Source organism: Agromyces mediolanus, assembly GCF_014648575.1.
In the GTDB taxonomy this organism is placed as follows: Bacteria; Actinomycetota; Actinomycetes; order Actinomycetales; family Microbacteriaceae; genus Agromyces; species Agromyces mediolanus.
Genome location: NZ_BMRJ01000001.1, coordinates 434,653 through 455,560 on the forward strand (window position 1 = coordinate 434,653; position 20,908 = coordinate 455,560).

Here is a 20,908-nt window from a genome sequence, read left to right on the forward strand (position 1 = left end):
ATGCCGCTGGGGCGGTGGCTCGTGGCCGCGACCTCGATGTGCGCGATGGGCCGCGCGGCCTGCGAGGGCGCGATGGCCGCGGCCTTGACGGTGCGCGTGATGCCGGTGGGCGCCGCGGCCTCGACGACGGTGCCCCACTGCTGGCACTCGGCGCAGCGACCGACCCATTTGGCGGTGCTCCACCCGCACTCGGTGCAGCGGAAGGCGGTGCTCGTTCGGGCCATGCCCAGAGCCTAGCCGGGGCCCCCGACACGCCCCCGCAGTTCGGCCAGGCGCGAGATCACCGCGGGCCGGAACGCGCCCGCCCAGACCCGATAGCCGCGGTCGTTCGGGTGGAACCAATCCTTCGCGAAGCCGGTCAGGATGCCGCGCACGCCCTGCCGCCTCGTCGCCTCGTGCAGGGGCACGACGACGAGTCCGCGCGCCGCGGCCTCACGGCGGAGGATCGCGTTCGCCTCGGCGACCTTGCGCTCGTTCGCGGGGAAGTAGAAGCACGGCAGATCCGCGACGACGGCGTGCTCGGGGACCGCGTCGAACACGGCGCGGATGCCCTCGGCGAAGGCCGCGGCATCCCAGTCGGCGATGTCGTTCGCGCCGATCGCGACGGTGACGACGTCGGGGCGCAGCTTGCCGAAGCGGGGGAGCTGGTCGCGCACCGCGAGCCCGACGGTCGCGCCGGAGACGCTGAGGTTCACGACCCGCACCGTGCGCCCGCTGCGGCTGCGGAGCTCGTCGGCGAGCAGGCCGACGTAGCCGAGATCGGGACGGCTTGCGCCGATGCCCTGGGCGGCGCTGTCGCCGATCGCGACGTAGAGCAGCTCGCCGCGGGTCTTCGCGAGCTCACGCCACCACTTCGAGTGCACGGGGAGCGTCTCGTTCAGCACCGCGGACTGCTCGCGCCGGCGCTCGCCGAAGGCGCGCCAGCCGAGGGCGCCGGCAGCCGCGGCGGCACCGACGCCTCCCGCGACGAGCGCGATGGTGGCGAGACGGTGCGGAGCGGGCATGCGACGAAACTATGGGTGTCCGCTGAACGTCTGCTGAGCCATCCGCCGTCCGTTCGTTTTGGCCAGCCGGGCGGGATCGTCTACTATCGATCCCGGTGACGTGTCCGAGCGGCCGAAGGTGCAACTCTCGAAAAGTTGTGTAGGGTAACCCCCTACCGTGGGTTCAAATCCCACCGTCACCGCCAGTGAAAAACCCCCGATCTCAGCTGAGATCGGGGGTTTTCTGCGTTACTGGGACGGCAGGGCCTTCCGGAGCAGCGAGGTCAGCTGCGCCTGCTCGTCGGGCGACAGTCGGCCGAGGGCCTCGCGGGCGAAGCCGAAGGCGCGGTCGAATCGCTCGGTGAGCTGTTCGCCGGCCGCCGTGCGGGCCACCATCCTGACGCGCTTGTCCGTCGGGGATGCCTCGCGGGAAGTGAGCCCCATCCCGTCGAGGCGGCCGACGATCTGCGTGATGTTCGAGGCGTCGCAGCCGAGCTCCGCGGCGAGCCCGCCCATCGAGCGGTGCTCGGAGAGCCGGCCGAGCACGCACGCCTGGGCCGCGCTCAGCTGCACGGACGCGGCGGCCCGCTCGAACGCCTGCTCGTAGGCGTTCACGAGGTCGAGGAGCACGCCCTCGGCCTCCGTGGTCTCGGTCGCGATGCGGAGGGGGAGCGCCATGCCCCGATCCTAACGCTGGAGCCGATCAAGCAATCAGGGCCGGTGCGCCGGCGAACCCGGAGCGGCCTCGTCGTCGGCGACGAGCAACGCCAGCTTCCCGATGTAGTGCTCGCGGAGCGCGCGATGGGCGTCCTGCACCCGGGCCATCGGGAATCGCTGCGCGACGTGCGGCGTGAACGCGCCCGCCGCGATGACGGCGTTGAGCCGGTCAAATGCCGCGCGGCTCCGGTCTCCATCGAAGCGGAGGATCGGCGCTGCGGGCGCGGAGGAGGTGACGGGATGCACGCCGTTCGGCCAAGCGATCCGCCCGGTAGGGGAGACCGCGCGGAGCGCGCGCTCGGCGGCCGGGCCGCCCGCCGTTGCGAGCGCGCCATCGATCCCGCCCGGGGCGAACGCCTCCGCCGCGGCCAACACGTCCTGGGTGCGGCCGTCGACCACCGCGTCCGCGCCCTGCGCCCGCGACAGGGCGACGCCGTCGGCCCCGGAGGAGACAGCGAGGACCCGGATGCCTCGGTGCCGCGCCAGCTGCACCGCCAGGTGGCCCATGCCTCCGCTGGCGCCGAAGACCATGAGGGTCTGGCCGGGGCGGAGGTCGAGCAGTTCGAGGCCGCTCTGCGCGGTCAGGGCGTCCCAGGCCATCACGCCGGCCTGCTCCATCGAGAGCGGTTCGGGGAGGTGCGCCGCGTGCTCCTCGTCGACGACGCCGAACTCGGCGTAGAAGCCTCCGCGCGGCACCGGCATGGAGGCCGCGTAGACGCGGTCGCCGACCGCGAAGCGCGTGACCTCGGTGCCGACCGCCGCGACGGTGCCGGCCGCGTCCCAGCCGAGGATGTACGGGAAGCGCGACGGGATGCCGAACACGCCGTCGTAGTGCCCGCCGCGCTCCTCGGCGTCCCAGGAGGCCACGCCCGCCACGCTCACCCGGATGAGGACCTCGCGTGCGCCCAGCTCGGGGACGGCGATCCGTCGGACGGCGAGTTCGTCCTCGTCTCCGAAGCGGTCGAGGACGACGGCGTTCATCTGGGCGGGCGCCGTCGTCGGGGACGGCGGCTGAGGTTGCGTGCGCATGCGTGCTCCTATTTGCTTGATCGAATCAACTAAAGCATCGATGCATGAGTCGATCAAGGAATTTGCCCCGCGGACCACCCAAGCCTCAGCCCTGACGGAATAATTGGGTACGCTGTACGCGTTTCAATGGATCGCGCACTGAGAACGCGACCAGGACCGGAAAGAGAGCACGACGCATGACGACCACAGAAACGCACGAGATCACCGCTGCCGCCGCAGGCGGCGACGCGACCGCCGAGCAGCTCGCCGAGGTGCTCGCCTGGTTCGACCACTATGACGAGCGGGTCGCCGCCGGCGACCTGAACGGCATGGCGGACCTCGCCGCCTTCCCGATCAACGAAGTCACCGACGACGCCGACGGCTACGGCATCGCCGCGGCCTGCGACCGGGACCGGTACCTGGCGCAGATGCGCGAGGTGGTCGGCGCGAACTCCGCCGAGCTGACGATGCACTCGACGAGGCATCCGATCTTCCTCTCGCCGGCGCTCTGCTTCGTCGTCACCGACGCGAGCTTCGAGGTCGGCGGGCACACCCAGCAGATGCGCTACGGCGATCTGCTGGTGCGCTCGGCCGACGGCTGGCGCTTCCAGACGATGGTGGCGGGCGGATGGCAGGAGCAGTTGTGACCCGCTGATCGGCGCCGGGGGAGAATGGCCGTATGCCCGACGACCGCACCGGCACGAGCGCCGGCGATCCCGCCGCGTCGATCCGCCTGCTCTGGCGCGCCCGACTCGCCCAGCCGGCGTCCCGGCCGGGTCCGCGCCCGACCTTGAGCGTCGACCGGCTGGTCGAGGCGGCCATCGAGCTCGCGGACGCCGAGGGGATGACTGCGCTCACCATGCGCCGGTTGGCCGAGCGGCTCGCGACGAAGCCGATGAGCCTGTACCGCTATGTGCCCGGCCGCGCCGAGCTCGTCGACCTCATGTTCGACCGCGTGTACGAGGGGATGCCCCGGACGCCGCACGGCGGCACCGACTGGCGCGCGCGAGTCCGGGCGCTCGCCGACGCGAACCGGGCGCTCTACCTGGCGCACCCGTGGGCCGCCGAGCTGTCGACGCTCCGCCCGCCGCTCGGACCGGGGCAGCTCGCCAAGTACGAGCACGAGCTGGGCGCGTTCGCAGGATCCGGGCTCTCGGACCTGGAGGTCGACGACGCGCTCACCCTCGTCCTGTCGTTCGTGCGGGCCAATGCCGCGGACGCCCTCGCCGCCGAACGAAGCCGCGCGGCCAGCGGCCTCGACGATCGCGGTTGGTGGGCGGTCGCCGGCCCGATCCTCTCCGGACTCGTCACGGACGACGCGTATCCGCTCGCGTCGCGGATCGGCTCGGCCGCGGGCGAGGCACGGGGGAGTGCCCACGACCCCGAGCACGCCTACGAGTTCGGGCTCGAGGTCATCCTGTCGTCGCTCGGAGTCTTGGCCGCCGGGGCCCCTGACGCTGGCTAGTCCTGCGCGGGCTCCACGTCCTGCACGTCGGCGCCGACGCCGATCGGCTGCCGCGGGTCGACCGGGATGGGCTCGGGGTCGAGGTGCTCCGGCACGAGCTCGATGCCGCCCGTGCTGTTCGCCGAGCGCATGAGGTCTTCCAGCCACTGAGCGTTGAGCTCGGGGCGCTCGGGCTCGGTGAAGACGAAGCGCAGCGGGATGGCCGGGTGCAGCCAGAGCGTCTCGCGCCCGCGCGGCTCGTCGTCCGGGTGCCGCCAGGACAGGGTGAAGCTCTCGTTGCGGCGCAGCTTGGTGGTCAGGACGATCTTCAGATGCGCGAGGGCGCGATCCTCGATCCCGATCGGGGTCTGCGAGTCCCCGTAGTACAGCGTTCCCATGACGCCGACCGTACCGTTTTTCTCCGGTTGTATTGAAGTCGTCGGCGGGCGACTGCGCGTTCCGTCCTGCTCGCTGCGTATTGCGGCTCCTGCACGCCTGCGGCAGGGGCTTGACGTGATCCGATGCCGTGCGGGACGGTGCTGGGGAACGGAGGAGCGGGATGCCGGTGCGGAACGGAACGGACGAGGAGACCGAGCGGCTGGCGCAGGCGGTCGCCGCGGAGGCCGGTCGGCGCGGGCTGCGCATCGGGGCGGCGGAATCGCTGACGAGCGGCGCCATCGCGGTCGCGCTCGGAAAGGCGGATGACGCGAGCGAATGGTTCGCGGGATCCATCGTGGCGTACGAGGCATCCGTGAAGTTCGAGGTGCTCGGGGTGACGCCCGGGCCGGTCGTCACCGCCCGCGCGGCCGAGCAGATGGCGACCGGCGCCCGGGAGCGGCTCGGCGCCGATGCCGCCGTCGCGGTGACGGGGGTGGGCGGCCCCGGTGAGGAGGAGGGGCGGCCGGCGGGCACCGTCTACGTCGCGGTCGCCCTCGGCGACGAGGTGCGCAACGGCGAGCACCACTTCGACGGCGACCCCGCCGAGGTCGTCGCGGCGACCATCCGGGCGGCGCTCTCGGCGCTGCTGGAGGGCCTGCGCGGGGGTTGACCGGCCGCACCCCCTGGAACTCTCAGCTGCATCGCGTACACTGGGACGCAGTGACTCACCGTGCAGCCCAACCGGTCGTCACGCCCGAGTGCCCGTCATCTTCGAGCACCGTCGCGTTCAACGCGTCCCGATTCCACCACCGCGCTTGGAGCGCATCCTCAGCTTCCCGCAGCCGCTGACGTCGACGTCACGCCGGCCGCCGTATCGAAACGATCGTTCTCATCTCTCTGCTCTTCACCAGTTCGTCCCCTCGCCTGCACTGGCGGCAAGCCGATCACGACGTGCACAGCGCCACGCGTGATGGCGAATACGCCGGGCACGTCGTGGCCGACGGCGACGCCTTCCTCGTCTCCGACGCGATCGGCCGCGCCGTGGCCCGCTGCGACTCGCTCGATGCGGCCTTCCTCGCCCTCGAGACGGCGAGCCCTCCAGGCATCCACTCCGCCGGCGACCACCTCGCCCGGCGCACCAAAGCCCCGCGGCGGCGCCGTCGCCGCGGATTCACGGATCACACCCGTGGTCCCAGACAACGAAGGAATGACGTCATGGCCACCGGCATCGTCAAATGGTTCAACACTGAAAAGGGCTTCGGCTTCATCGCTCCCGACGACGGCTCCGCCGACGTGTTCGCGCACTTCAGCGCGATCACCGGCAGCGGCTACCGCGAGCTGACCGAGAACCAGCGCGTCGAGTTCGACGTGGAGCAGGGTCAGAAGGGCCTCCAGGCCACCAACATCCGCGGCCTGTGAGCTCCCGGCCGGCCCCGTCGAGGCGGGGTCGGCCGTCCACTCCCAGCAGGGTCACGGGAGGTATGCAGGCAGCGGCATGGTTCGCCGCCTAGCGTGGGGACAGCGATGGGCACCCGCCTTTGGCTTCACGGCCGAAGACTCGCGGCCCAGCACAGACAGGCAGCCCCCATGCCGACCGTCCCCATCGTCCAGGAGGCCGTGCTCGGCCCCGTCCGACAGACCTACGCCCGCGCCGGCGACTTCCCGCCGATCACCCGGGCCTACAGCCAGCTCTCCCAGATCGTCCGCGAGACCGGGCTCCTGCGCCGCACGCCGTGGTTCTACGGCCTCGTCGGCGCGGGCATCGCGCTCGGCTTCGGCGGAGCGGTCGCCGGCTTCATCCTGCTCGGCGACAGCTGGTACCAGCTGCTCATCGCCGGGGCGCTCGGTGTGCTGTTCACGCAGCTCGCGTTCCTCGCGCACGAGGCGGCGCACCGCCAGATCCTCGCCTCCGGGCCCGCGAACGACCGGCTCGCGAGGGTGCTCGCCGGCCTCGTCGGCATGAGCTACGGCTGGTGGGACAGCAAGCACAGCCGGCACCACGCCAACCCGAACCGCGTCGGCAAGGACCCCGACATCGAGGTCGACACGATCTCCTTCCTCGACGAGGATGCCGCGGCTGCCCGTGGCCTGCGCCGGCTCCTCACCCGCAAGCAGGGCTGGTGGTTCTTCCCCCTGCTGACGCTTGAGGGCCTCAACCTGCACTTCCAGAGCCTCCGGTATCTCTTCGCCCGCGGCCCCGTGTCCGGCCGCTGGACCGAGCTCGGCCTCATCGCGGCGCGCTTCGCCGTGCTCTTCGTGCCGGTGTTCCTCGTGCTCCCGCTCGGCATGGCGTTCGCCTTCGTCGGTGTGCAGCTCGCCGTCTTCGGCGTGTACATGGGGGCCTCCTTCGCGCCGAACCACAAGGGCATGCCGGTGATCGCCCCCGACGCGAAGCTCGACTTCTTCCAGAAGCAGGTGCGCACCTCACGCAACATCCGCGGCGGCTGGTGGGCGACGTGGCTCTACGGCGGCCTCAACTATCAGGTCGAGCACCACCTCTTCCCGAGCATGTCCCGCATGCACCTCGCCCAGACCCGGGAGATCGTGCGCGAGTACTGCCAGACGCACGACGTGCCGTACGCCGAGACGTCGATGTGGCGCTCCTACGCGATCGTGATCGCGTACCTGAACCGCGTCGGGCTCGCCGCCCGCGACCCCTTCGACTGCCCGGTGGCCGCCAGGTACCGCTGAGCGCGCGCTGCTCGTCCGCCGCGCCGCTCGTCCGTGGCTCTGGGGGAGTTCCCGGGTGGATGGCGGACACTGGATGGAACCGGGGACCGGGGCTGACGGGGGAGGCGCGACGATGGGCATCAGACGACGTCGCGATGCGCCGCCGCCGACGAACCCCGAGGACGACCCGTATCTCGCCTACCTGATCTGGAAGGGCGAGCAGCCGCAGGCCGAGCCGGAGCCCGAGGCGCCGCCGAAGCGCGGCTGGTGGCAGCGCGTGCTCGGCCGGCGCGACCCCGACGGCGGCTCGCGGCGCGAGTCGTGAGGCGCTGCCTGCCGGGGCTCAGTGCGTGACGGTCGTCTGCTGGTAGAGCGCGAGCCGCGTCCGGCCGTCGCGGAGCACGTACACGCTCGTCATCAGGGCGGAGAACGGGTCCTCATCGCCGTCGCGCGCCGCGCGCGCCCGGTAGACGAGCGCCGCGGCATCGTCGCTGATTCGCACGAGCCTGGGCTCGGTGAGCTCGAACTCGGCCCAGGGCGGCGCCTCGTCGAGCGAGGCGGCGACCGCGTCGCGGTCGAGGACCATGCCGTTCACGAGTACCATGACGGCCTCCGCCGTCATCAGCTCGCCGTAGAAGCGCCCGCCGCGTGCACTGCAGAGCGCGTTCCAGCCGTCGCGCTCGAGGGCGAGCAGGGTCTCGAGGGTGAGTGCCGTCATGCGGCGGAATTTACGCGATCCTCGCGGGCGCCGGGAGGGCTTGACCGCGGGATCGTCAGCGCCCGGCGATCACATCGGCGACCTTCGCGATCACGGAAGTGCGCGGACTCGAGGAGCGCTGCTCGACCCAGTCGGCCACGGAGTAGGCGCGGTACAGGCCGTTCGCCCCGATCCAGCGCAGCGGCTCCGGCTCCCAGCGCCGCGGGCGCTGCCGGACCCAGGGGATGCGGGCGATCGGGTCGTCACTGCCGGTGAGGAGCGCGGCCGCCGCATCGGCCGCGAGCCGCGCCGCCGTCACCCCTTGACCGGCGTAGCCGCCGAGCTGGAGGATGCCGCTGCCGGAGTCCCAGTCGATGAACGGCGTCCAGTCGCGGGGCACGCCGAGCACGCCGCACCAGGCGTACTCCGCCTCGGCGCCGAGGCCGGGGAAGAGGTCCTCGACGATGGCCTCGAGCGCGCGGACGGTGCCGTGGTCGACCTGGCCGCGGTCGTCGAAGCCGGAGCCGAAGCGGTACGGCTTGCCCCGGCCGCCGATGATGATGCGGCCGTCGGGCGTGCGCTGGCCGTAGAAGTAGGTGTGCGCGGAGCCGGACAGCCCGGCCGCCGGGTCCCAGCCGATCCGGGCCCACTCGGCGTCGTCGAGCCGACGGGTCGCGATCATGGCGCTGTTCAGCGGCAGCATCTCGCGACCGCGGCCGGCGAGGCCGGCGGTGTAGCCCTCGGTGCCGAGCACGATCCGCTGGGCGCGCAGCTCGAGCGCGCCGACGCGGACGGCGCCGGGCTCGACGGCGGTGACGCGGGAGCGCTCGTAGAGTCGGATGCCGGCGGCGCGCGCCCGCTCGACGACGCCGCGCAGCAGCAGGAACGGGTCGACCCGCACGCAGTCGGGGGAGACGAGGGCGCCGACGGCGTCGTGGATGTCGATGCGCTCGCGCAGGGCGTCGCCGTCGACGAGGCGCACGTGTTCCTCGCCGAGGCCCCACGAGCGATGGCCGGCGAGGCTCGACTGCAGGCGGGCGAGCTCGGGGGCGGTGCGGGCGACTTGGATCCACCCGCCGCGCTCGGCGCCGATGTCGACGCCCGCCGCGGCGAACTCGTCGACGACGGTCTCCATGGTCTCGAGCAGACGCCGCTCCACGTCGAGCACGGCCTCGCGACCGCTGCCGCGGGCAAGCACGCGGCGCATCCCGACGGGCTTCGAGGAGAGCCATCCGCCGTTGCGACCCGAGGCGCCGAAGCCGAACTGCTCGGCCTCGAGCACGGCGATGTCGAGCGAGGGGTCGGCCGCGCGCAGGGCGAGGGCGGTCCAGAGGCCGGTGTACCCACCGCCGACGATCACGACGTCGGCGCGGCCGGACTCGCGCAGCGGGTCGGCTCGGATGGGTTCGTTCCGGTTCGCCCAGAAGCCGAATTCACCGTTGATCACGTGGGGTTCCGCCCTTCACATACCTCGTCGTTGCCCCTTGACTGTAAAGTTTTCTGAACCAATATTCAAGTCTTCTTGCGTGGGTGTGAACTCTGCTGTACGTTCGTGGCCATGCCGGAGAACGAGCTCCCGAACACCCACACCGTCGGCGAACGCCTGCGCTCACGCCGACGGGTGCTGCGCAAGACGCTCGCGAGCGTCTCGACCGAGGCGAACATCAGCGAGAGCTTCCTGAGCCAGCTCGAGCGCGACCGGGCGAGCGCGAGCATCGCGACCCTGCAACGCATCTGCGCCGCCCTCGAGATGCCCGTCGGCGACCTCTTCAACGAGCGCCGCCAGCTCTCCGTGCACCGGCACGCCTCGGCGAACTTCAACCCTTACGGCATCGGCGCGCGCAAAGTGCGCATCACGCCGACCACGAACACCCAGCTCGAATCGTTCATCGGCGAGTTCGACGCGCACGGCACGACCGGCGACGAGCTCTACGCCCACGGGGACTCCGAAGAGACCCTGCTCGTCGTGAGCGGCCGGCTCGAGGTCACCATCGGCACCGAGACCCACGTGCTCGGCCCGCTCGACAGCATCTCCTACGCGTCCTCGACGCCGCACCGGGCGCGCGAGGCCGACGGCGGCCGCGCGGTCGCCGTGTGGCTCATGTCGCCGCCGAGCTACTGACCCCCACAGAAAGCAAGAGGAACACCATGCGCATCGGAATCGAATGCGGCGGCACCTTCACGGATGTCGTCGTCGTCGATGACGTCGGACGGATCGTCGCGACGAACAAGGTCTTCTCCACCCCCGAGGACCCCTCGCTCGCCGTGCTCGAGGGCCTCGGCGGGCTTCCCGACGAGCTCGTCGACGGCGCCGAGCTGATGCACGGCAGCACGGTCGCCACCAACGCCCTGCTCGAGCGGAAGGGCGGCCCCATCGGCCTCATCACCACGAAGGGCTTCCGCGACCTCGTCTTCCTGCAGCGCCAGGACCGCACCCGGATGTACGACCTCGGCTACACCAAGCCCGAGCCGCTCGTCGCCCGCCGCCACATCGTCGAGGTCGACGAGCGCGTGTCGGCCGAGGGCGAGGTGCTCCGCGGCCTCGACGAGGAGGGCGTCGCCCGCGCCGTCGCGACGCTGGCCGAGGCCGGGGTCTCCGCGATCGCGGTCTGCCTGCTGCACGCCTACGCCAACCCCGAGCACGAGCGCCGCATCGCCGCCGCGATCGAGGCCGCCGGGCTCGGTCTGCCGGTCTCACTCAGCCACGAGGTCGTGCGCGAGTTCCGCGAGTACGAGCGCACCACGACGACGGTGGTCGACGCCTTCATCCGTCCCCGTGTCGGCGTCTACCTCGAGAACCTGCGCTCGCACGTCGCCGAGCGCAGCATCCGCTCGATGGCCGTCATGCAGTCCAACGGCGGCATCGTCCCGCCCGAGGCCGCCATCTCCCGGCCCGTGACCATGCTGCTGAGCGGGCCCGCCGCGGGCGTGAGCGGGGCGGTCACGATCGCCTCCGCGGCCGGCGTCGACCGCATCGTCACCATGGACATGGGCGGCACCAGCACCGACGTCTCCTTCGTCGAGGGCGAGGAGCCCGAGCTCGCGACGGGGACCGTCGTCGACGGCCTGCCGCTGCGGGTGCCGCTCGTCGACATCCACACCGTCGGCGCGGGCGGCGGCAGTATCGTGCACATCGACGCCGGCGGACTGCTCTCGGTCGGCCCGGAGAGCGCCGGCGCCGACCCCGGCCCCGCGTGCTACGGCCGCGGCGGCACCCGACCCACGATCACCGATGCGAACCTCCTCGTCGGCGCCATGCCCGCCGGGGCCCGGCTCGCCGGTCGCTTCGAGCTCGACCGGGATGCCGCGCGCGCCGCCTTCGAGCCGCTCGCCGCCGCCCTCGGGCGCTCCGTCGAGCAGGTCGCCGCCGACGCGCTGCAGCTCGCCGACGTCACGATGGCCGGTGCCATCCGCGAGGTCTCGCTCGAGCGCGGCCACGAGCTGGACGGCGCCGCGCTCATCGCCTACGGCGGGGCCGGTGCGCTGCACGCCGCCTCGGTCGCCGAGGAGCTCGGCATCGACCGGGTGCTCGTGCCGCCGCACGCGGGGCTCACCTCCGCCTACGGCCTGCTCACGGCCTCCTTCAAGCGCGACTTCTCGGCCACCTGGTTCCAGCCCGACCTCGCCGCGGTCTCCGCCGCCGAGCTCGCGGCCGCCTGCCGCGAGATCGAGGCCGCCGCGCGCGCCGAGATCGCCGCGACCGGCGTCGCCGCCGGCGGGCTCGTCGCGAGCTGGCTCGCCGACATCCGCTACCGCGGCCAGGGCTTCGAGCTCGCGGTGCCGTTCGCGCCGGGCGACGAGGCGGGTGAGCTGCTCGCCGGCTTCCACGCCGCGCATCACCGGCAGTTCGGCCACTCGAGCGAACAGCGCGCCGCGCAGCTCGTCACGGTGCGCCTCCGGCTCACCGGCGAGAAGCCGCCCGTCGCCGCGGTGCAGACCGCCGCGAACGACACTCCGGCCGGCACGACCTCGATCCTCGTCGACGGCGAGCGCCGGGACGCCCCGGTGCTGCACCGCGGCGGCATGTCCGCGCCGGTGCAGGGGCCCGCGGTCGTCGCCGACGACACCTCGACCACGCTCGTGCCCGCCGGCTGGCTGGCGGAGATCGACGAGCACGGAAACCTCCTCCTGGAACGGAGCGCCGCATGACCCAGCAGCACCAACTCGGCCTCTTCAAGTCGGCCTTCGAGTCGCTCACCCGCGAGATGGCGGTGAACCTCCGCCGCGCCGCGTTCTCCTCGATCGTGCGTGAGGCGCGGGACTTCTCGGTCGCGCTCGCCGACCGCCGCGGCGCGATCGTCGCGCAGGCGGAGTGCATCCCGATCATGACGGCGGGCGTCGCCATCGCCCTGCAGCACGCGCTCGCCGAGCTCGACGTCGACGCGCTCACCGAGGACGACGCGATCCTCTACAACGACCCGTACAAGGGCGGGCAGCACCTGCAGGACATCTACCTGTTCAACCCGATCTTCCTCGACGGCTCGCTCGTCGGCTTCGCGGCGACCACGGCGCACCACGTCGACGTCGGCGGGGCGTACGCCGGCCTCAGCGCCGACGCGACCGAGATCTACCAGGAGGGGCTGCGCCTGCCCGTGTCGACCTTCTCGCTCAGCCGGGACTGGGGCGAGCGCGGCTTCGTGCGGCGCATCATCGAGGCGAACGTGCGGGTGCCCGACCTCGTCATCGGCGATCTCGAGGCGCAGCTCGCCGCGAACCGCATCGCTCAGCAGCGCTTCGCCGAGATCGCGGCGCGGTACGGGCTCGACCCGACGCTCGCGGCGATGGACGAGCTGCAGGATTACGCCGAGCGCCGCTTCCGCAGCGCGATCCGGGCGATCCCCGACGGCGAGTACCGCGCGGCGGACTTCGTCGACGGCTCGCCGTGGGGCGCCGGCGACATCCCCGTCGAGGTCGTGCTCACGGTCGCCGGCGACGAGATCGTCGTCGACCTGCGCGGCAGCGGACCGCAGGTGGTCGGCAACGTGAACTGCCCCTACGCCTCGACGGTGTCCGCGGTGCAGAGCGCCATCCGCTGCATGATCAGCGACACCGACATCCCGTTCAACGAGGGCTGCAACCGGCCGATCACCGTGCTCACCGAGTACGGCTCGATCCTGAATCCCGCGCCTCCGGCGGCGGTGCGCGCCCGGCTCACCCCGGCGAGCCGGGTCTTCAACGTCGTGGTGAGCGCGATGGGGCAGGCGGTGCCCGAGGCCGCGGTCGCCACCGGCTTCGACACCACGACCGCGTTCGCGATCAGCCACCTCGCCGCGACGGGCGACTACCAGGTCGTCGTCGAGATCCTCGGCGGCGGCTGGGGCGGATGCCAGGCGCACGACGGGGCCGACGCCCTCGACAACCCCATCTCGAACTGCGCGAACGCGCCCATCGAGTCACTCGAGACGGACTACTCGCACTTCGCGATCACCGAGTACTCGCTCGTCGAGTCGAGCGGCGGCGACGGCGAGCACCGCGGCGGCCTCGGCATCCGCCGCGTCTACGAGGCGCTCGCCGACGGCGTGCAGATCGCCGGCTACGCCGACCGGCACCGCAGCGGCGCCCCCGGTCTCGCCGGCGGCGAGCCGGGCGCGGTCGGCCGCTTCCGGCTGACGCGGGCCGACGGCCGCGTCGAGCCGATCACCGCCGTGTTCAGCGGCACGCTCGACCGCGGAGACCGGATCGAGGTGCTGACCGGAGGCGGCGGCGGCATCGGCGACCCCGGCTCCCGTTCGGCGCGCGCCCGAGAATCCGACACCACCGATGGCTATGCGAAGGAGCATCAGCGATGAGCACCACCTCCCCCACCACCTCCCAACCCACCTCGATGCGCCGCGTCGCCGCGGCGGCCGTGATCGGCACCTCGATCGAGTGGTACGACTTCTTCGTCTACGCGCAGGCCGCCGCCCTCGCGCTGAACGTCGTCTTCTTCCCCGAGGTGTCGCCGCTCACCGGCGTCCTCATCCTCTTCGCGACGATGGGCGTGGGCTTCGTCGCCCGCCCCCTCGGCGCGATCATCTTCGGCCACATCGGCGACCGCATCGGCCGCAAGAAGACGCTGATCATCACGCTCCTGATGATGGGCGTCGCGACCTTCGCGATGGGCCTGCTGCCGGGCTACGACGCCTGGGGTGCGGCCGCGCCCGTGCTGCTCGTCGCCCTGCGGCTCTGCCAGGGACTCGCGGCGGGCGGCGAGTGGGGCGGCGCCGCCCTCATCGGCGTCGAGCACGCGCCGCCGGAGAAGAAGGCGCTGTTCGGCTCCTTCGCCCAGCTCGGCTCCCCGATCGGCCTCGTGCTCGCGACCTCGATGACCCTCGCGGTGAACGCCGCGTTCGGCCAGGAGGCGATGCAGGAGTGGGCCTGGCGCATCCCGTTCCTCGCCTCGATCGTGCTCATCCCGATCGGCTTCATCATCCGTTCGAAGGTCGCCGAGAGCCCCGAGTTCGCGGCTCTCTCGAAGCAGGAGCGCAGCGGCTCCGTGCCGATCGTGAAGCTGTTCCGCTTCCAGACCCCGCACCTGCTCGTCGGCATCGGCTCGTTCGCCGCCGTGTTCCTCACCTACTACCTGATGACGAGCTTCATGCTCGTGTACGCGACGGACTCCGTCGGGCTGTCCTCTGCGGTGTCACTGCCGGCGAACCTCATCGCGGCGGTGGTCGAGGGCGTGTTCATCGTGATCGCGGCGGTGCTCAGCGTGCGGATCGGCACGAAGCGCATCAACGTCGTGTCCGCGGTCGCGCTGCTGCTCTGGGCGTTCCCCTCGTTCTACCTGGCCGCGGCGGCGCCGCCGTGGGGCCTGTACGTCTCGGTCGGCGTCTCGATGGTGTTCGTCGGCGCGGCCTACGGCGTGCTCGCCTCCGACGTGGCGCGGCTGTTCACGACCGACACCCGCTACACGGGCGCCTCGCTCTCGTACCACCTCGCCGCGGTCATCGGCGGCGGCCTGGCGCCGATCGCCGCGACGGCGATCCTCGAGGCGACCGGCGGCGATGTCTTCTTCATCGCGCTGATCCCGGCGGTCACCGCCGCCGTGATGATCGTCTGCGTGCTGATCCTGCCGCGCCTGCAGCAGCCCGACGTGGCCGGCGAGGGCGAGGCGACGACCGCCGACGGCGAGCTCGTCCGCGCCTGACGCGCACCCACCGGGAAGACCGGTACGGCGGGCCCGGCCCGCGACGATCGCGGGCCGGGGCCGTTCGGCGTTCCGCTAGCCCGCGACGTCGATCACCCAGGTGACGCCGAAGCGGTCGGCGAGCATGCCGAAGCCCGGCGACCACGCCGAGGCCGCGAGCGGTTCGACGATGGCCGCCCCCTCGGCGAGCCCGTCCCAGGCGCGCTCCGCCTCGGCGAGCGAGTCGGCCCGGAGCGACAAGAAGAAGGGGCGGTCCGTGAGGGTCGCGCCGTGCTCGCGCCGGGTCGCGGTGGGGGAGGCATCCGCCGGCCCGGCATCGCCGGGCACGTCGTAGGCCATGACGCGGAAGCCGTCGGGGCTCGTGACGCTGCCGAACACGATCCGCTCGGCGTCGGGGGCGTCGGCGGGCATGCCGAGCTCGCCGTAGCTCGTGAGCGCGAGCTCGCCGCCGAACACGCGGTGGTAGTGCTCGAGGGCCACGCGGGCGCGGCCGTCGCGGAAGTTCAGGTGGGTGGTGGTGCGCAGGCTCATCGCCGTTCCTCTCGGTCGTGGGCGGCCGGGTTCGACCGCCTGCGCCCAGTGTTCCCGCAGTTGAGGACACCGAATGTCCGCGACCTGACGCAGACTGGACGGCATGACGGATGGCTCGGCGCGCATGCTCTCGCTGCTCTCCCTGCTGCAGGCGAGACGCGAGTGGCCGGCCGCCGAGCTCGCGGAGCGGCTCGCGGTCAGCACCCGCACCATCCGTCGCGACGTCGAGCGGCTGCGGGAGCTCGGCTATCGAGTGTCTGCGACGATGGGCCCCGACGGCGGCTACCGGCTCGCCGCGGGGGAGGAGCTGCCGCCGCTCCGCTTCGACGACGAGCAGGCGGTCGCCCTCGCGATCGCGCTGAGCTCGGTCGCGGGCGGCGGCGCGGCGATCGAGGAGGCGGCCGAGCGGGCGCTCGCCACGGTGCGCAAGGTGCTGCCCTCGCGGCTCCGGCACCGCGTCGACGGACTGCGCTTCGCGCACGAGCCGAGCGCGGTGCGCACGGACCCCGAGGTGATCCTCGCCGTCAGCGAGGCGGTGCGCGAACGCCGGGTGCTGCGCTTCGGCTACCGGCGCGGCGATGGCGTCGAGGCCGACGGCGGCCCGCCGCGCCGCGTCGAGCCGCACGAGCTCGTCGCCCGCGACGGCCGCTGGTACCTCGTCGCCTTCGAGCTCGAGCGCGAGGACTGGCGGCTGTACCGGCTCGACCGGATGGCACCGCGCGCGCCGCACGGGGCGCGCTTCGCCCCGCGGCGCATCCCGCACGGCGACGCGCTGGCGTTCCTGACCGCGCGCTTCCGCGGGGCGGTGGAGCACCGCGACGTGGCCGCGGGCAGCGCGGACGCCGGCAGCGGGGCCACGCCGGCGTGGCCGTGCATCGGCGAGGCGGTGGTGCGGGCCGAGGCATCCGAGCTCGCGCCCTGGCTGGAACCGGGCGAGCTGATCGAGGCGGCCGACGGCCGCTGCCGGCTGGCGCTCGGCTCCTGGTCGTGGGCGGGGGTCATCGCGCGCCTGCTGCAGTTCGAGCGGCCGTTCGAACTGCTCGGCCCGCCCGAGCTCGAGGTCGCGGCCGAGTCGGCCGCGGCGAGACTCAGTTCGGCCGGTAGAGCGTCGCCTGGAACTCGTACGCGTCGTGCCGGTAGGTGACCCGGCCGAGCAGCACCGGCGTGCCGGAGAGCTCCGAGGCGGTCTCCTCGCCGACGAGCACCGGGGCGCCCGCCGCGATGCCGAGCGCGGCGGCGATCGCCTCGTCGGCGGCCTCGGCGCGCACCGTGTAGTCGCTGCGCACCACGCGCAGCCCGCACACCGACTCGAGCGTGCCGTAGAGGGAGGCGTCCTCGAGCATCTCGGGCTCGAGGCCCACCGCCCGCTGTGCCGGGATGATCGACACGTCGTAGCAGATCGGCACCTCGTCGAGGGTGCGTACCCGGTGCACCTCGAGCACGGGGGAGGCTGGGGCGAGGGCGAGACTGCCCGCCTCACCGAGGCTCGCGGGGCGCACCTCGCTGCGGTGCACCCGGGCCCCGGGACGCAGCCCGCGGGCGAGCGCCATCTCGGTGAACGACTGCAGGGCGACCCGCTCAGCCATGTGCGGGGCGGTGACGAACCAGCCGCGCCAGGGGGAGCTCTCGAGCAGGCCGTCGCGCTCGAGCGACGCGAGGGCGTCGCGCAGCACGACCCGGCTGACCGAGACCCGCTCGGCGAGCTCGCGCTCGCCGGGCAGCTTCTGCCCCGGCTCGAAGACGCCCGCCTCGATGAGTTCGCGGATCGCGTCCTTGGCCCGGGCCGCGGTGCGCCCGAGCTGGCGCGGCGCAGCCGTCGCGGTCGCGTGTTCGCTCATCGTGGCCGCCTCCCCGCCCCGATTCTCCTGAGCGGGTGGCCGCCGGTCAAGCCGGGCCGGCGCGTGCCGCCGGGCTCCCGGTTCACTCCTTCACCGCCCCGGCGACGACGCCCGTGATGAAGCGGCGCTGGAAGATCGCGTAGACGACGAGGATCGGCAGCGCGACGATGACGGCGGCGGCCGCCGTCACCGAGGGGTCGAAGTTGCGCGTGCTGCCCGCGAAGAAGGAGAGGGCCAGCGGCGCGGTCTGCACGTCGGGGTTCTGCGGCACGAGCACGAGCGCCATCAGGAACTCGTTCCACGTGTACAGGAACAGCAGCGTGCCGAGGGTGGCGATCGCGGGCGCGGAGACCGGCACGTACACGCGCCAGAGCGTCGCCCAGCGACCGGCCCCGTCGATCGAGGCGGCCTCGCCCAGCGAGCGCGGCACGTTCGCGTACGCGGTGCGCATCCACAGCACTCCGAGCGAGACCGAGGTCGCGATCTGCGGCAGGATGAGCGCCCAGTACGTGTTGAGCAGGCCCATGCCCTCGAGCAGGTAGTAGAGCGGCACGATGATGCCCTCGTAGGGCATCACGAGGCCGACGAGCAGGATGCCGAGCAGCACGAAGCGCCCGGGGAAGCGCATGGTGGAGAACGCGTAGCCGGCGAGCACCGAGACGAGGCTCGCCCCCAGCACGACCGCGACGGCCACGACGAGCGAGGACCAGAGCGCCTGCCCGAAGCCGCCCCGCGTCCACGCGGTCGCGAAGTTCTCGAGCGTGAGGCTCGACGGCAGGCCGCCCCCGCCCGTGCGCTCGCCGGACGGCGTGAGCGCGAGCAGGACGATGGAGAGGAAGGGGAGCAGCGCGAGCAGCGCTCCGACGATGAGCAGCAGGAGTCCCAGGAGCTGCTCGGAGCGGCGGATCCTCATCGGGTCCCTCCTCGGGGTGCGGCGGCGTCGCGGTCGCGGGTGAGCCACATCACCGCGCCGACGATGGCGAAGATGAGCAGCGTCAGCACGACGGCGATGGCCGAGGCGCGGCCGACCTGGTGGGTGACGAAGGCCTCGCGGTAGATGAAGTAGGAGGGCACCGTGGTCGAGGTGCCCGGGCCGCCGGCGGTCGTGTTCCAGACGATGTCGAAGTTGCGCAGCGCCGCGGTGATCATCAGCACGAGTGCGACCTGGATCTCGCCGCGGAGCGCGGGGAGGGTGACCGCGAAGAACTCGCGCACGGGCCCGGCGCCGTCGAGGCGGGCGGCCTCGAACTGCTCGGCGGGGATGTTCTGCAGGCCGCTCACGAACAGCACGAAGGCGAGGCCGAACATCACCCAGGTGCCGATGATGCCGACCGAGGGCAGCGCCGTGGTGAAGTCGCCGAGCCAGGTGCGGGTGAGCCCGTCGAGCCCGATCGCGCGCAGCGCGGTGTTCAGGGGTCCGGTCTCGGCGAAGATCCAGCGCCAGGAGATCGCGACGACGACGGTCGAGAGGATGTACGGCACGAACAGCAGCGCGCGGAACGCGGCGAGGCCGCGCACCCGGATGCGGGCGATCGCGCCGACGAAGACGAGGGCGAGCGCCGTCGGCAGGAGGGCGTAGAAGACCACGAAGACGAGGGAGTGCAGCGTCGCCTGCCAGATCTGCGGATCGGCGAGCACGTCGGCGAAGTTGTCGAAGCCGACCCATTCGCTCGCGGTGATGCCGTCCCAGTCGAACAGCGCGATCCAGATCGACTCCACGACGGGGCGGACGAGGAAGACCAGGTAGAACGCGAAGGCGGGGACGAGGTAGAGGTACGCGTCCCAGTCGTAGCGGCGGAGGAGCGGCCGGCGGCGCGGGGCGCTGCCGGTGGCCCGGGCGGGGCCCGGGCGCGGGGGCGAGAGGGTCGTCATCGAGGAGTCTCCGGGTGGATGCCGGGGGCGGGCCGCGATCGGCCCGCCCCCGGTCGCGGTCAGTCGGTGTGGAAGTCGACCCAGTCGGACTGCACGCGCTCGAGCAGCGCGTCGGCGCTCTCGCGTCCGGCGAGCACCTCCTGCAGGCCGCCCGTGAAGGTGTCGAACATCGTGTCGGTCGCCCAGTCGTACCAGTAGAGCGGGCCCGCACCGTCGAGCTGGGTGGCGGAGGCGTCGAGCAGCGCCGCGAACATCGCGTCGTCGCCGGCGGCCTCGACCGGCTGGATCGGCACCCGGTGCGTGCCGGCGAGGAGCTCGGCGGACTCGGGGGAGTTCACCATGCCGACGAAGGCGATCGCCGCGAGGGTCGCGTCCGACTTGGAGCTCACGTGCCACGGCATGCCGAAGGAGCCGCTGGAGGCGTAGTCGCCGTCGGAGAGGCCGGGGGTGAAGTCGAAGGCGGCGCCGTCGGAAATCGCGCCGGCGTACCAGTTGCCGCCGATGAAGAAGACGCCCTCGCCCGAGGCGAACGCCGCTGCCGCGTCGTCGGGGCTCGTGCCATCGTAGCCGGCGGAGACGTAGCCCTTCGCGACCCACTCGGCGAAGCGGTCGAGCGCCTCGCGGTTGGAGTCGACGGCGAAGTCGGCGTCCTTCGCGCCGGTGATCCACTCGCGGGTGTCGGCCGCCGGGGTGAGCGCGCCCTGCAGGATCGAGAAGGTCTGCATCGCGGAGGCCTTGTCGGCGTTGCCGAGCACGAGCGGGGTCTGCCCGGCGGCCTTCGCGGCGGCGAATGCCGCCTCGAGCTCGTCGAGGGTCGTCGGGGTGCCGAGGCCGAGCGCGGCGAGCTTCTCGCGGTTCGAGAACAGGCCGACCATCTGGTTGTCGGGCGACATGCCGTAGACGGCGCCCTCGCCGAAGGCGGAGCCGTCCTCGGACCACTGCAGCTGGGTGATGGCGTCGCCCGCGGCGTCGCGGTAGTCGTAGGCGTCGGCGACGTCGTCGAGCGGGCGGATGAGGCCGGCCTTCACGAGCGCGCCGTCGGTGGCCCAGCCCTGGTTGCCCTGGGCGACGTCGGGGGCGTCGGCGGAGTTCATCGCGTTCAGGACCGTCGCGGTGAGGTCGTTGAAGCTCTTGAACTGGATGTCGACGGTGACGTTCGGGAACTCCGCCTCGTAGGCGGGCACGAGCTGGTCCATGAAGTCCTGCTCGCCCTGGTCGGCCCAGACGTTGAGCGTGACCTCGCCGAGCTCGGCGACCTGCTCCGGGGTGACGGGGGCGGTGATCTCCTCGACCGGCGCGGAGGGGGCGGTGCGCGAACCGCCGGGGGCGCTGCACGCGGCGAGCCCCAGGGCGAGTGCGGTGACCGCGGCGGCGGCACCGGTGAGACGCATTCGACGGGTGGGCATGAGTGGTCCTTTCCGGAGCGGCAGCGATGTCGCTCGCGGGGTGGTCGGCATCGCTGCCGAATCGGGGGAACGCCCGGGCGTCTCGGGTTGTCGCCGTCGGCGCCGCGGACGTCGTCATCGTGTCATGATGAGACCAATTAGTCCAGTTTCAGGACCAGTGGTCAGTTCGCTGATTCAACCATCCGTAATTCATGTTACTTTGTCAAGACAAAGTTCCCCCTCGAAACCGGAGCGC

23 protein-coding genes, 1 tRNA gene and 1 pseudogene are annotated in these 20,908 nt (G+C 72.4%); 12 read left to right on the forward strand and 13 right to left on the reverse strand.

Annotated features, from left to right (window positions below; genetic code table 11):
- Both IEY71_RS01930 and IEY71_RS01935 read right to left on the reverse strand, forming a co-directional pair.
- Nucleotides 1–224 (reverse strand): annotated as a pseudogene (locus IEY71_RS01930) (DNA repair protein RadA); the annotation flags it as partial.
- Between the two features lie 9 nt (nt 225–233).
- Entirely contained in the window at nt 234–1,004 is a 771-nt protein-coding gene (locus IEY71_RS01935) for an SGNH/GDSL hydrolase family protein (RefSeq protein ID WP_189083624.1), read from the reverse strand.
- 94 nt (nt 1,005–1,098) lie between these two features.
- Here IEY71_RS01935 and IEY71_RS01940 point away from each other — a divergent pair.
- Nucleotides 1,099–1,189: transfer RNA gene (locus IEY71_RS01940), tRNA-Ser, on the forward strand.
- 43 nt (nt 1,190–1,232) lie between these two features.
- On the opposite strand, the gene IEY71_RS01945 is transcribed toward IEY71_RS01940, so the two are convergent.
- Entirely contained in the window at nt 1,233–1,661 is a 429-nt protein-coding gene (locus IEY71_RS01945) for a MarR family winged helix-turn-helix transcriptional regulator (protein ID WP_189083625.1), read from the reverse strand.
- A gap of 33 nt (nt 1,662–1,694) precedes the next feature.
- On the reverse strand, nt 1,695–2,729 hold the full coding sequence (locus tag IEY71_RS01950) for a quinone oxidoreductase family protein (RefSeq protein WP_229781485.1): 1,035 nt from the start codon (nt 2,727–2,729) through the stop codon (nt 1,695–1,697).
- Nucleotides 2,730–2,905: 176 nt separating this feature from the next.
- On the opposite strand from IEY71_RS01950, the gene IEY71_RS01955 reads away from it, so the two are divergent.
- Both IEY71_RS01955 and IEY71_RS01960 read left to right on the forward strand, forming a co-directional pair.
- Nucleotides 2,906–3,355 (forward strand): nuclear transport factor 2 family protein, encoded by a 450-nt coding sequence (locus tag IEY71_RS01955; protein WP_189083626.1) that lies wholly within the window; start codon nt 2,906–2,908, stop codon nt 3,353–3,355.
- Nucleotides 3,356–3,387: 32 nt separating this feature from the next.
- Nucleotides 3,388–4,173 carry a TetR/AcrR family transcriptional regulator gene (locus IEY71_RS01960; RefSeq protein ID WP_189083627.1) on the forward strand — a complete coding sequence of 262 codons (786 nt, stop codon included), beginning with the start codon at nt 3,388–3,390 and terminating at the stop codon, nt 4,171–4,173.
- On the opposite strand, the gene IEY71_RS01965 is transcribed toward IEY71_RS01960, so the two are convergent.
- Nucleotides 4,170–4,550, reverse strand: a complete 381-nt coding sequence (locus IEY71_RS01965; protein ID WP_189083628.1) for a DUF7882 family protein — start codon at nt 4,548–4,550, stop codon at nt 4,170–4,172. The two genes, IEY71_RS01960 and IEY71_RS01965, sit on opposite strands and share 4 nt — an antisense overlap.
- Before the next feature lie 167 nt (nt 4,551–4,717).
- On the opposite strand from IEY71_RS01965, the gene IEY71_RS01970 reads away from it, so the two are divergent.
- Complete coding sequence (locus IEY71_RS01970) at nt 4,718–5,200, forward strand: CinA family protein (protein WP_229781486.1); 483 nt, start codon at nt 4,718–4,720, stop codon at nt 5,198–5,200.
- 158 nt (nt 5,201–5,358) lie between these two features.
- Here the strand turns inward: IEY71_RS01970 and IEY71_RS01975 are convergent, their stop codons facing one another.
- Nucleotides 5,359–5,712: a hypothetical protein gene (locus tag IEY71_RS01975; RefSeq protein ID WP_189083630.1), complete on the reverse strand. Its 354-nt coding sequence runs from the start codon at nt 5,710–5,712 to the stop codon at nt 5,359–5,361.
- Nucleotides 5,713–5,745: 33 nt separating this feature from the next.
- Here IEY71_RS01975 and IEY71_RS01980 point away from each other — a divergent pair, with 33 nt between their 5' ends.
- From IEY71_RS01980 to IEY71_RS01990, 3 genes are all read left to right on the forward strand, one after another.
- Nucleotides 5,746–5,949 carry a cold-shock protein gene (locus IEY71_RS01980; RefSeq protein WP_189083631.1) on the forward strand — a complete coding sequence of 68 codons (204 nt, stop codon included), beginning with the start codon at nt 5,746–5,748 and terminating at the stop codon, nt 5,947–5,949.
- A 168-nt stretch (nt 5,950–6,117) separates the two neighbouring features.
- Complete coding sequence (locus tag IEY71_RS01985; protein ID WP_189083632.1) at nt 6,118–7,221, forward strand: fatty acid desaturase family protein; 1,104 nt, start codon at nt 6,118–6,120, stop codon at nt 7,219–7,221.
- 112 nt (nt 7,222–7,333) lie between these two features.
- Nucleotides 7,334–7,525: a hypothetical protein gene (locus IEY71_RS01990; RefSeq protein ID WP_189083633.1), complete on the forward strand. Its 192-nt coding sequence runs from the start codon at nt 7,334–7,336 to the stop codon at nt 7,523–7,525.
- Between the two features lie 18 nt (nt 7,526–7,543).
- Here the strand turns inward: IEY71_RS01990 and IEY71_RS01995 are convergent, their stop codons facing one another.
- Entirely contained in the window at nt 7,544–7,918 is a 375-nt protein-coding gene (locus IEY71_RS01995; RefSeq protein WP_189083634.1) for a nuclear transport factor 2 family protein, read from the reverse strand.
- A gap of 55 nt (nt 7,919–7,973) precedes the next feature.
- On the reverse strand, nt 7,974–9,344 hold the full coding sequence (locus IEY71_RS02000) for an NAD(P)/FAD-dependent oxidoreductase (protein WP_189083635.1): 1,371 nt from the start codon (nt 9,342–9,344) through the stop codon (nt 7,974–7,976).
- A 111-nt stretch (nt 9,345–9,455) separates the two neighbouring features.
- Between IEY71_RS02000 and IEY71_RS02005 the strand changes: the two genes are divergently transcribed.
- From IEY71_RS02005 to IEY71_RS02020, 4 genes are read left to right on the forward strand one after another with little or no spacing between them, the layout of a single operon-like run.
- Nucleotides 9,456–10,019 (forward strand): helix-turn-helix domain-containing protein, encoded by a 564-nt coding sequence (locus tag IEY71_RS02005; RefSeq protein WP_189083636.1) that lies wholly within the window; start codon nt 9,456–9,458, stop codon nt 10,017–10,019.
- Nucleotides 10,020–10,045: 26 nt separating this feature from the next.
- A complete protein-coding gene (locus tag IEY71_RS02010; protein ID WP_189083637.1) occupies nt 10,046–12,046 on the forward strand; it encodes a hydantoinase/oxoprolinase family protein in 2,001 nt (666 codons plus the stop codon).
- Nucleotides 12,043–13,686 (forward strand): hydantoinase B/oxoprolinase family protein, encoded by a 1,644-nt coding sequence (locus tag IEY71_RS02015; RefSeq protein WP_189083638.1) that lies wholly within the window; start codon nt 12,043–12,045, stop codon nt 13,684–13,686. The genes IEY71_RS02010 and IEY71_RS02015 overlap by 4 nt, the downstream gene beginning before the upstream one ends.
- Nucleotides 13,683–15,026 (forward strand): MFS transporter, encoded by a 1,344-nt coding sequence (locus IEY71_RS02020; protein WP_229781487.1) that lies wholly within the window; start codon nt 13,683–13,685, stop codon nt 15,024–15,026. The genes IEY71_RS02015 and IEY71_RS02020 overlap by 4 nt, the downstream gene beginning before the upstream one ends.
- A gap of 75 nt (nt 15,027–15,101) precedes the next feature.
- Here the strand turns inward: IEY71_RS02020 and IEY71_RS02025 are convergent, their stop codons facing one another.
- Nucleotides 15,102–15,557, reverse strand: a complete 456-nt coding sequence (locus IEY71_RS02025) for a VOC family protein (protein WP_189083639.1) — start codon at nt 15,555–15,557, stop codon at nt 15,102–15,104.
- A 103-nt stretch (nt 15,558–15,660) separates the two neighbouring features.
- On the opposite strand from IEY71_RS02025, the gene IEY71_RS02030 reads away from it, so the two are divergent.
- Nucleotides 15,661–16,701 carry a helix-turn-helix transcriptional regulator gene (locus IEY71_RS02030; protein WP_189083640.1) on the forward strand — a complete coding sequence of 347 codons (1,041 nt, stop codon included), beginning with the start codon at nt 15,661–15,663 and terminating at the stop codon, nt 16,699–16,701.
- Here the strand turns inward: IEY71_RS02030 and IEY71_RS02035 are convergent.
- From IEY71_RS02035 to IEY71_RS02050, 4 genes are all read right to left on the reverse strand, one after another.
- Nucleotides 16,646–17,395, reverse strand: a complete 750-nt coding sequence (locus tag IEY71_RS02035; RefSeq protein WP_189083641.1) for a GntR family transcriptional regulator — start codon at nt 17,393–17,395, stop codon at nt 16,646–16,648. The genes IEY71_RS02030 and IEY71_RS02035 overlap by 56 nt on opposite strands.
- A gap of 82 nt (nt 17,396–17,477) precedes the next feature.
- Nucleotides 17,478–18,308 carry a carbohydrate ABC transporter permease gene (locus tag IEY71_RS02040; protein ID WP_189083642.1) on the reverse strand — a complete coding sequence of 277 codons (831 nt, stop codon included), beginning with the start codon at nt 18,306–18,308 and terminating at the stop codon, nt 17,478–17,480.
- Nucleotides 18,305–19,267 carry a carbohydrate ABC transporter permease gene (locus tag IEY71_RS02045; RefSeq protein ID WP_189083643.1) on the reverse strand — a complete coding sequence of 321 codons (963 nt, stop codon included), beginning with the start codon at nt 19,265–19,267 and terminating at the stop codon, nt 18,305–18,307. The genes IEY71_RS02040 and IEY71_RS02045 overlap by 4 nt, the downstream gene beginning before the upstream one ends.
- 59 nt (nt 19,268–19,326) lie before the next feature.
- A complete protein-coding gene (locus IEY71_RS02050; protein WP_189083644.1) occupies nt 19,327–20,673 on the reverse strand; it encodes an ABC transporter substrate-binding protein in 1,347 nt (448 codons plus the stop codon).
- Nucleotides 20,674–20,908 lie beyond the last annotated feature (235 nt).

Excerpts from the sequence above, each read along its gene's own strand:
- IEY71_RS02045 (WP_189083643.1), bottom strand. The coding sequence starts at position 19,267 with ATGACGACCCTCTCGCCCCCGCGCCCGGGCCCCGCCCGGGCCACCGGC.
- IEY71_RS01995 (WP_189083634.1), bottom strand. The coding sequence starts at position 7,918 with ATGACGGCACTCACCCTCGAGACCCTGCTCGCCCTCGAGCGCGACGGC.
- IEY71_RS02035 (WP_189083641.1), bottom strand. The coding sequence starts at position 17,395 with ATGAGCGAACACGCGACCGCGACGGCTGCGCCGCGCCAGCTCGGGCGC.
- IEY71_RS01990 (WP_189083633.1), top strand. The coding sequence starts at position 7,334 with ATGGGCATCAGACGACGTCGCGATGCGCCGCCGCCGACGAACCCCGAG.
- IEY71_RS02010 (WP_189083637.1), top strand. The coding sequence starts at position 10,046 with ATGCGCATCGGAATCGAATGCGGCGGCACCTTCACGGATGTCGTCGTC.
- IEY71_RS01945 (WP_189083625.1), bottom strand. The coding sequence starts at position 1,661 with ATGGCGCTCCCCCTCCGCATCGCGACCGAGACCACGGAGGCCGAGGGC.
- IEY71_RS01985 (WP_189083632.1), top strand. The coding sequence starts at position 6,118 with ATGCCGACCGTCCCCATCGTCCAGGAGGCCGTGCTCGGCCCCGTCCGA.
- IEY71_RS01955 (WP_189083626.1), top strand. The coding sequence starts at position 2,906 with ATGACGACCACAGAAACGCACGAGATCACCGCTGCCGCCGCAGGCGGC.
- IEY71_RS01960 (WP_189083627.1), top strand. The coding sequence starts at position 3,388 with ATGCCCGACGACCGCACCGGCACGAGCGCCGGCGATCCCGCCGCGTCG.
- IEY71_RS01950 (WP_229781485.1), bottom strand. The coding sequence starts at position 2,729 with ATGCGCACGCAACCTCAGCCGCCGTCCCCGACGACGGCGCCCGCCCAG.
- IEY71_RS02005 (WP_189083636.1), top strand. The coding sequence starts at position 9,456 with ATGCCGGAGAACGAGCTCCCGAACACCCACACCGTCGGCGAACGCCTG.
- IEY71_RS02020 (WP_229781487.1), top strand. The coding sequence starts at position 13,683 with ATGAGCACCACCTCCCCCACCACCTCCCAACCCACCTCGATGCGCCGC.
- IEY71_RS02025 (WP_189083639.1), bottom strand. The coding sequence starts at position 15,557 with ATGAGCCTGCGCACCACCACCCACCTGAACTTCCGCGACGGCCGCGCC.
- IEY71_RS01935 (WP_189083624.1), bottom strand. The coding sequence starts at position 1,004 with ATGCCCGCTCCGCACCGTCTCGCCACCATCGCGCTCGTCGCGGGAGGC.
- IEY71_RS01980 (WP_189083631.1), top strand. The coding sequence starts at position 5,746 with ATGGCCACCGGCATCGTCAAATGGTTCAACACTGAAAAGGGCTTCGGC.
- IEY71_RS02015 (WP_189083638.1), top strand. The coding sequence starts at position 12,043 with ATGACCCAGCAGCACCAACTCGGCCTCTTCAAGTCGGCCTTCGAGTCG.
- IEY71_RS02050 (WP_189083644.1), bottom strand. The coding sequence starts at position 20,673 with ATGCCCACCCGTCGAATGCGTCTCACCGGTGCCGCCGCCGCGGTCACC.
- IEY71_RS02030 (WP_189083640.1), top strand. The coding sequence starts at position 15,661 with ATGACGGATGGCTCGGCGCGCATGCTCTCGCTGCTCTCCCTGCTGCAG.
- IEY71_RS02040 (WP_189083642.1), bottom strand. The coding sequence starts at position 18,308 with ATGAGGATCCGCCGCTCCGAGCAGCTCCTGGGACTCCTGCTGCTCATC.
- IEY71_RS01965 (WP_189083628.1), bottom strand. The coding sequence starts at position 4,550 with ATGGGAACGCTGTACTACGGGGACTCGCAGACCCCGATCGGGATCGAG.